The sequence below is a fragment of the Bradyrhizobium sp. LeoA1Lang genome, assembly GCF_055413685.1.
The window spans coordinates 1-6,516 of sequence record NZ_JBVAPG010000271.1 but is presented as its reverse complement, the minus strand read 5'-3'; the positions used below and the strand labels follow the sequence as shown (position 1 = coordinate 6,516).

General features: G+C 62.4%; 8 protein-coding genes. 6 read left to right on the top strand and 2 right to left on the bottom strand.

Annotated features, from left to right (window positions below):
• Nucleotides 1-65: 65 nt before the first annotated feature.
• Entirely contained in the window at nucleotides 66-485 is a 420-nt protein-coding gene (locus tag ACZYOF_RS41365; protein WP_463719349.1) for an acyl-homoserine-lactone synthase, read from the bottom strand.
• A gap of 414 nt (nucleotides 486-899) precedes the next feature.
• Between ACZYOF_RS41365 and repA the strand changes: the two genes are divergently transcribed.
• The 6 genes from repA to ACZYOF_RS41335 all read left to right on the top strand — a co-directional run bounded on the left by repA (nucleotide 900) and on the right by ACZYOF_RS41335 (nucleotide 6,232).
• Nucleotides 900-2,114 (top strand): plasmid partitioning protein RepA, encoded by a 1,215-nt coding sequence (gene repA, locus ACZYOF_RS41360; RefSeq protein ID WP_455998251.1) that lies wholly within the window; start codon nucleotides 900-902, stop codon nucleotides 2,112-2,114.
• Nucleotides 2,111-3,139 (top strand): plasmid partitioning protein RepB, encoded by a 1,029-nt coding sequence (gene repB, locus ACZYOF_RS41355; RefSeq protein WP_463719348.1) that lies wholly within the window; start codon nucleotides 2,111-2,113, stop codon nucleotides 3,137-3,139. The genes repA and repB overlap by 4 nt, the downstream gene beginning before the upstream one ends.
• A 277-nt stretch (nucleotides 3,140-3,416) precedes the next feature.
• Nucleotides 3,417-4,745, top strand: coding sequence for a plasmid replication protein RepC (gene repC, locus ACZYOF_RS41350; protein WP_463719347.1), 1,329 nt, complete (start codon nucleotides 3,417-3,419; stop codon nucleotides 4,743-4,745).
• An 85-nt stretch (nucleotides 4,746-4,830) separates the two neighbouring features.
• Entirely contained in the window at nucleotides 4,831-5,448 is a 618-nt protein-coding gene (locus ACZYOF_RS41345; RefSeq protein WP_463719346.1) for a hypothetical protein, read from the top strand.
• Between the two features lie 125 nt (nucleotides 5,449-5,573).
• On the top strand, nucleotides 5,574-5,822 hold the full coding sequence (locus ACZYOF_RS41340) for a type II toxin-antitoxin system VapB family antitoxin (protein ID WP_463719345.1): 249 nt from the start codon (nucleotides 5,574-5,576) through the stop codon (nucleotides 5,820-5,822).
• Entirely contained in the window at nucleotides 5,819-6,232 is a 414-nt protein-coding gene (locus ACZYOF_RS41335; protein ID WP_455998245.1) for a type II toxin-antitoxin system VapC family toxin, read from the top strand. Before ACZYOF_RS41340 ends, ACZYOF_RS41335 begins: the two co-directional genes overlap by 4 nt.
• A 21-nt stretch (nucleotides 6,233-6,253) precedes the next feature.
• On the opposite strand, the gene ACZYOF_RS41330 is transcribed toward ACZYOF_RS41335, so the two are convergent.
• Nucleotides 6,254-6,516: tyrosine-type recombinase/integrase (locus ACZYOF_RS41330; RefSeq protein ID WP_463718839.1), on the bottom strand; the 263-nt coding region annotated here is incomplete at its 5' end.

Genomic DNA, 6,516 nt, shown 5'->3' with positions numbered 1-6,516 from the left:
GCAGATCTGGTCGCCAAGCGCGTCCTGGAGTTTGCGGACAAGCCGCGGATGCGAAGGAAGTTCGGTCATGGCAATCGCCCGCCATCGCTCACGCAGCGACGCGCTGAACGCGGCGCAGGTCGGACCGCAGGAACCGGCCTGACCTCCTCTCGCCTCGCGTGTCGACGCAAAAGCGCGAACTCTCGACCATGGTGGATTTGCCCCGTGGCCCGCCCCCCCGGGAGCACTTGCGGGAAGGTGCACGACAACATGGTTGGGCCCGTGCTCAGGAGCAGACGGGCGCAGCCGGCAAGGTCGCCGCGCTCCGTCAGGGCCAGGATGTAGGTCGGGTCGAGCGCGTCGTATTCATCGCGCTCGCGGCCGTTCTCAATCTTTACCCGCCAACCGAGCCGGCCGGCGAACACCCGGGCGCGCAACTGATGCATCTCATCGACCAGAGACCCCAATCCGCCGTGTTCGTTGGCATCAATCGCAATTGCCCGCATTCGCCGAATCCTCCGTCGCGTTCTCGTGAACGGAGGTAAGTCAGCATGGTGCGGCGGCTCGGACCCTCTGTTGAATTAACGGGGGGCCGGCGAGCTCCCAGTTGCGTGAGTCGCTTCGTGGGCGTCGATTCTGGGTCTGTCGGCGATCGAAATCCGGCGGCAAAAGGATACGCCTGGACTGTAAGATTAACGGGGGGACGAAACGTCATCGCGGCGTTTGGGCCTGCAAGATAAGCCCGCGATAACATTGAGCAAATTAGTACGAATCAGCGGCTTACGTTGTGCTGCGAGAAGGCGCCGTTAAGTGTCTGTTAACCTTAAAGGACTGGACGAAAGCCGAGAATCGTGACCTAGCTTTAGCGGGCAAAGGGCGACAAACCGCCTACTGGCCGACAGCGAAGGAATGAATCGGCAATGGAAGCGCAGGCCCGGACCGATATTCAAATTGAAGATCCCGCCAACAAGATTATCCGGCACGCGGGAATGCTCTCTGAACATCTGCAGGCCAGGCGTCAGCAGATGTATCCCCCGGACGCTCAGAAAAGTCTACGGCATTTTATGACCCATGAGGTCTCGAAGCTGACCTCGATTCCGGAATCGACTCTCAAGTTGATGTCGAACGAAGGGAAAGGCCCCCTTCCCGCCCGGCTGGAGAACAACCATCGCGCATATACGCTCGCGCAGATTAATGAGCTTCGCGAGCTGTTTGCCGCTCAGCGTCCGGCAGATGCCTTGAGGTTCTTGCCTCATCGTCGGCCAGGCGAGCATCTGCAGGTTCTGGCGGTCGCGAATTTCAAGGGTGGCAGTGCCAAGACGACAACCAGCGCGCACCTTGCCCACTATCTGGCTCTCCAGGGCTATCGCGTCCTTGCGATCGACCTCGATCCCCAAGCGTCGTTGTCGGCCATGTTCGGTGCGCAGCCGGAGATCGATGTCCAGCAGAACGAGACCATCTATGCGGCCCTGCGCTACGACGACGAGCGTCGACCCATCGCTGACATCATCCGGCCGACCTATTTCACTGGTATCGACCTCATTCCCGGAAATATCGAGGTAATGGAGTACGAGCACGAGACGCCGCGGTATTTGTCGAAGCGGCAGGCGGACTCCGAGAGCATCTTTTTCGAACGATTGCGCCTCGCATTGACGGACGTCGAAGACGCCTACGATGTCATCATCCTCGACACGCCACCTTCGCTCGGCTTCCTGACGTTGGGTGCCATCTATGCGGCGACCGGGCTCCTCGTGACAGTCCACCCTGCAATGCTCGATGTCATGTCGATGAGCCAGTTCTTGCTGATGATGGGCGATCTCATATCGGTCATCCGCGAAGCCGGCGCGACGATGAAGCAGGACTTCCTTCGCTATGTCGTGACCCGGCACGATCCTTTCGACCAATCTCAAGTCCGGGTCGTGACCATGCTTCGGCACCTGTTCACGGAAGACGTGCTGACAGCAACCGCGATCGCAAGCTCAGCCATCGAGACCGCTGGTTTGGCGAAGCGCACGCTCTATGAGCTGGAACCGGGCAACATCTCGGCCGCGACCACCAAGCGCGCACGAGAATCCATTGATGCGGTTAATGATCAGATCCTCGCACTGATCGCTCGGGCTTGGGGGCGCGCATGACCAATAAACGTCCTTCAGGTCGATCGATCCTCGCCAATTTCGGCTCGTTCTCCGAGCCCGAGATGGCGCCGTCCAGCCCCTCTCCTTCCCCGAGCGCGGATACGCCGATCCAACCTCCGGCCCGTGTTGGAGCCGGGGTGATCGGAGCAACACAGCGTTCGCTGGCGGAGTTGCGAGGAGAGCGTGACCGGCTCCAAGCGCTGGTCGACGCCGGTGGCGGCTCGGAGCTCGATCCCTCCTCTATCGATCCATCGCCTTTCCCAGACCGGCTGCCCGATGACAGCCAGGTCGAGTTCGAAGCGCTCAAGAAACTCATCGCCGAAGAAGGCCAGAAGGTGCCGATCCAAGTCCGGCGGCATCCGATCGCCAATGGCCGGTACCAAGTCGTTTATGGCCATCGGCGCTGGCGGGCGGCCTTGGATCTCGGCATCAAAGTCAAAGCCACGGTTGTCGCGCTGTCGGACAGCGAACTTGTCGTCGCTCAGGGTATCGAGAACGCGGCACGTCAGGATCTGAGCTGGATCGAGCGCGCGCTTTTCACGTGGCGAATGGATCAGGCCGGGATCAAGCCCCGCGACATCCGAGCCGCTCTTTCGATCGACGACCCGGAGCTTGCTCGCCTCCGGGCGGTCTGCCGAGCCGTCCCGGTCGAGGTGATCGAGGCGATAGGCCGGGCGCCGAAGGCGGGCCGGCCCCGCTGGGTCGCGCTCGCGACTGCGATTGGAGAAGACCCGCCTGCGTTGGATCGGGTGCGCAAAACCTTGTCAGCTGACAAGGTTTCGACGCTGCCCTCCGACGATCGATTCAAGCTCGTCTTTGCAGCCGTAAGGCAGCCGCCGGCGCGATCTCATAATGAGTTCGAGCTGCGTAGCCCGGCAGGAAGGGTCTTGGGCAAAGCGACTTTCTCAAAGGGCGATATCAAACTTACCGTCTCCGACAAGCACGCGTCTGAGTTCGGCGCCTTCCTCGAGGAAGAGCTGCCGGGTCTGGTGGAAAGATTTTTTGACCGGGAGGACACTGAGTGATTTTCGGCGCGCGGTCAAACCTTGTCAGATGACAAGGTTTGGTTGGGCGGCGGGAAGGGCGGAGGCCTCGGCCGAAGCCGGACGATGGCGCAACAAACACAGAGGTAGCATGCGGTAAAAAGAAAGGCCCCCGAAACAGTGTCCCGGAAGCCTCTCTCGTATGTTTGGCGGCAACGAGAATCTCACTTCCGCGAATCACAGTCAAGAGCCTCTTCGAGGCGTTGGACACCGTTTTGGTGAGCGCTTTCGCTTTGCCTAAAAGCTGAAAGACACAACCATGACGCAATCCATATCAACGACGCCCTTTGGGCGGCGGCCGATGACGCTTGGCATGATTTCAAGCCAGCTGGCCGCGAAGGCAAAGCCAGAGACGGCCATTGTTCACAAATGGCACGTCTTTCAGCACATCAAGGAGGCGCGCCAGGTTCTCGGCGCCACCGACCGTGCGCTGACGATTCTGCACGCGCTGTTGTCATTCCATCCCGAGACCGCGCTCGAGGCCGACAGCGAGTTGATCGTCTGGCCTTCCAACGAGCAGTTGATGGCACGGGCCAACGGGATGCCGCCGACGACGCTGCGCCGGCATCTCGCCGTCTTGGTCGACTGCGGTCTGATCATTCGAAGGGACAGCCCGAACGGCAAGCGCTTTGCGCGCAAAGGACATGGCGGAGAAATCGAGCAGGCCTATGGCTTTGACCTGGCGCCGATCGTGGCCCGCGCCGAGGAGTACAAGACGCTCGCGGAAGCCGTCCAGGCCGAGAAGAAGGCGTTCCGCGTAGCCAAAGAGCGCCTCACCATTCTGCGCCGCGACATCGTCAAGATGATCGAGGCCGGGCTTGAGGAGGGCGTGCCCGGAAATTGGAAGCGGTTTCAGCAGGCTTACCAGGAGATCGCCGGGCGGATTCCTCGGACTGCACCGCGGCAGCTCCTGGAGAGCATTGGCGGCGAGATGGAAACGCTCTGGCGCGAGATCCGTGAGCTGTTGGAAACATTTGCCAAAACACAGAATCCGGACGCCAATGAGTCCCATTCTGGTCGCCACATACAGAATTCAAACCCAGATCTTCCATCTGAATCTGAAAGAGGCCTGGCGAAGGAAGATGAAGCGGGCGGCAACGCCGCGGCTAACCACAACCTGCGGAGCTTGCCGAAGCGCGAGCTCCCGCTGGGAATTGTGCTGGATGCCTGTCCCAACATGCGCTGGCTGATCAAAGGCGGCGAAATCCGGCACTGGAAGGATTTGGTGGCCGCGGCGGAGCTTGCCCGGCCGATGCTGGGGATCAGCCCCAGCGCGTGGCACGACGCGCGGGAGGTCCTGGGTGAGCAGCAGGCCGCAATCACGCTCGCCGCGATCCACCAGAAAGCGGACCAGATCAGCAGCGCCGGCGGCTATCTGCGCAGCCTGACCGACCGCGCCAAGGCCGGGAAATTCTCGGTCTGGCCGATGATCATGGCCTTGCTGCGCGCCAAGCTCGACGGGTCGAAGCCAACCCCACCGCCGACGGGCAGCGGTCCCGCCAGCCTCAAACCCGGGAAACCCACGCAAGCCGGCGCCTTCCAGGCCAGTGCCGAATTGCGTGCCTCGCTGGCCAAGCGGCCGAAATGACCCGGATCGGCGCCAGGAATGACTCCGTCGTTGAAGCCGACTCGGCTACGGTTTTTCGGGCCAACAAGGGATGGGAGAGGGTGATTTGACCGGAGACACGACATCTGTCGGCGGCGCGATCGCAGCGGCCCTGGAACGGGCCGAGGAGCTGCGCGGCCTCAGCGACCGCCCGGCTCGGGTGCGGATCATGACGATCTTTGGCGATGATCGCTCAGGTCTCACGATCAACGCCCGCATCGCGGCACGGACCCCGGCGGAACACCGCGCCCAGGAAGGCCTTGGGACACGGTGCATCCCATGGGACGAACTCGATGCGCGCGCCGGCGAGATCGTTGACTTGGTGGACGAGGTGGTCGGCGAAGTGACGCTTGCCGTCCGAAACACCCCGCCTGTGCCGCGGCCGAGCCGCTCGGAGGATGATCTTGAGCTTGCTGCGTTCGACGATCTGATCGACGAGATCGGGCAAACGATCACCCAGTCGGCACTTTTTGTGCTGGAGAAACATCCGGCGAAGCAGGTCTCACGGGAGCTGGGCAGCGAAGCTGCCATGTTAGCCGCACTGAAATTCGCGGCACTCGCGGCTTACACAGGCCATGTCGGACTGAACGACGCCCAGGACGAGCTCCGAATGGCGATGGGCGAGGTGATGAGCAAGGTGCGCGCTGCGGCTGAGCCGGCACCTCGACAGGCGCTGAATTCGTAAGCGGCACGGGGCTTGGCGGATTTCCGTTCGATGAATGGCCCAAAATCGAGTGAAAGCTGGCTAGCCAGCAGCTGCCATCTTGATGGCTAACCGTTCCCCCTATATGCTTAGGGGAGGAGTCGTAGATGGCCGAACCGCAACTTTCAGTCCGCAGTGCCAAGGCACGAGATCTAGCCCATCGGCTTGCGCGTCGGGAGAATCGCTCGATCGCGGACGTGGTCGAACGCGCGCTGGAAGCCTATGAGGAGCGCGCGGCCGGGCGCGAACCGCCGGCGGCGTTTTACGCCCGCCTTGGGGCCAATGGCGGTGCGGATATCGACCTCGAGGCAATCATCCGCGAGGGCCGCCGGCCCCACACCGGACCCGAACTTTGATCTTTCTCGACACCAATGTGATCTCGGAGACCTTGAGGAAGGCGCCCGACGACGCCGTAATCGCCTGGCTGGTCCGTCACGATGCGGAGCTTGCGCTTCCCACGGTCACAATCGCCGAGATCGCGTTCGGCATTCAGAAAATCAGGCCCGATCAACGCGCCGAGCGCCTGGAACGCGGCTTGTTGGATTGGCGCCAACGATTCGCCGATCGGATCTTCGGCCTGACGGAAGAGGCCGCGCTGGCGTATGGCGACATCATGGGGGAGGCGACACGGCGTGGCCAACCGATGTCGGCGCCCGACGGGATGATTGCAGCCATCGCCCGCGTCAACGGCGGTCGATTGGCCACGCGGAACCTCAATGATTTTGCGTCCACAGGGCTCGAATTGATTTCGCCGTGGAATTTCTAAGGCGCCGGCAGGGGAGCGGCGTCAAAGGCCCGCAGCCTTGGTGAGATTCACCCGGAACCGGTCGCGCCGGCGCTGATAACGGCGGGTCTGCTCGGCGCTGGCGTGCCCGAGCTGCTTCTGGACGTAGCGCTCGTCGACTTCGGCCGAGGAGGCGAGGCCGGCGCGCAGCGAATGGCCGGCGAACTTTTCCTCGCGTTCGCCTTCCGGCAGATCGGCGCGCACCCCGGCGGCCAGCGCCGCGCGTTTGACCAGCCGGGCGACCTGCTGGTCGGCCAGGCGATCCG

Coding starts and splice junctions, on each gene's coding strand:
- ACZYOF_RS41365 (WP_463719349.1), bottom strand. CDS start 485: ATGCGGGCAATTGCGATTGATGCCAACGAACACGGCGGATTGGGGTCT.
- ACZYOF_RS41340 (WP_463719345.1), top strand. CDS start 5,574: ATGGCCGAACCGCAACTTTCAGTCCGCAGTGCCAAGGCACGAGATCTA.
- repB (WP_463719348.1), top strand. CDS start 2,111: ATGACCAATAAACGTCCTTCAGGTCGATCGATCCTCGCCAATTTCGGC.
- repA (WP_455998251.1), top strand. CDS start 900: ATGGAAGCGCAGGCCCGGACCGATATTCAAATTGAAGATCCCGCCAAC.
- repC (WP_463719347.1), top strand. CDS start 3,417: ATGACGCAATCCATATCAACGACGCCCTTTGGGCGGCGGCCGATGACG.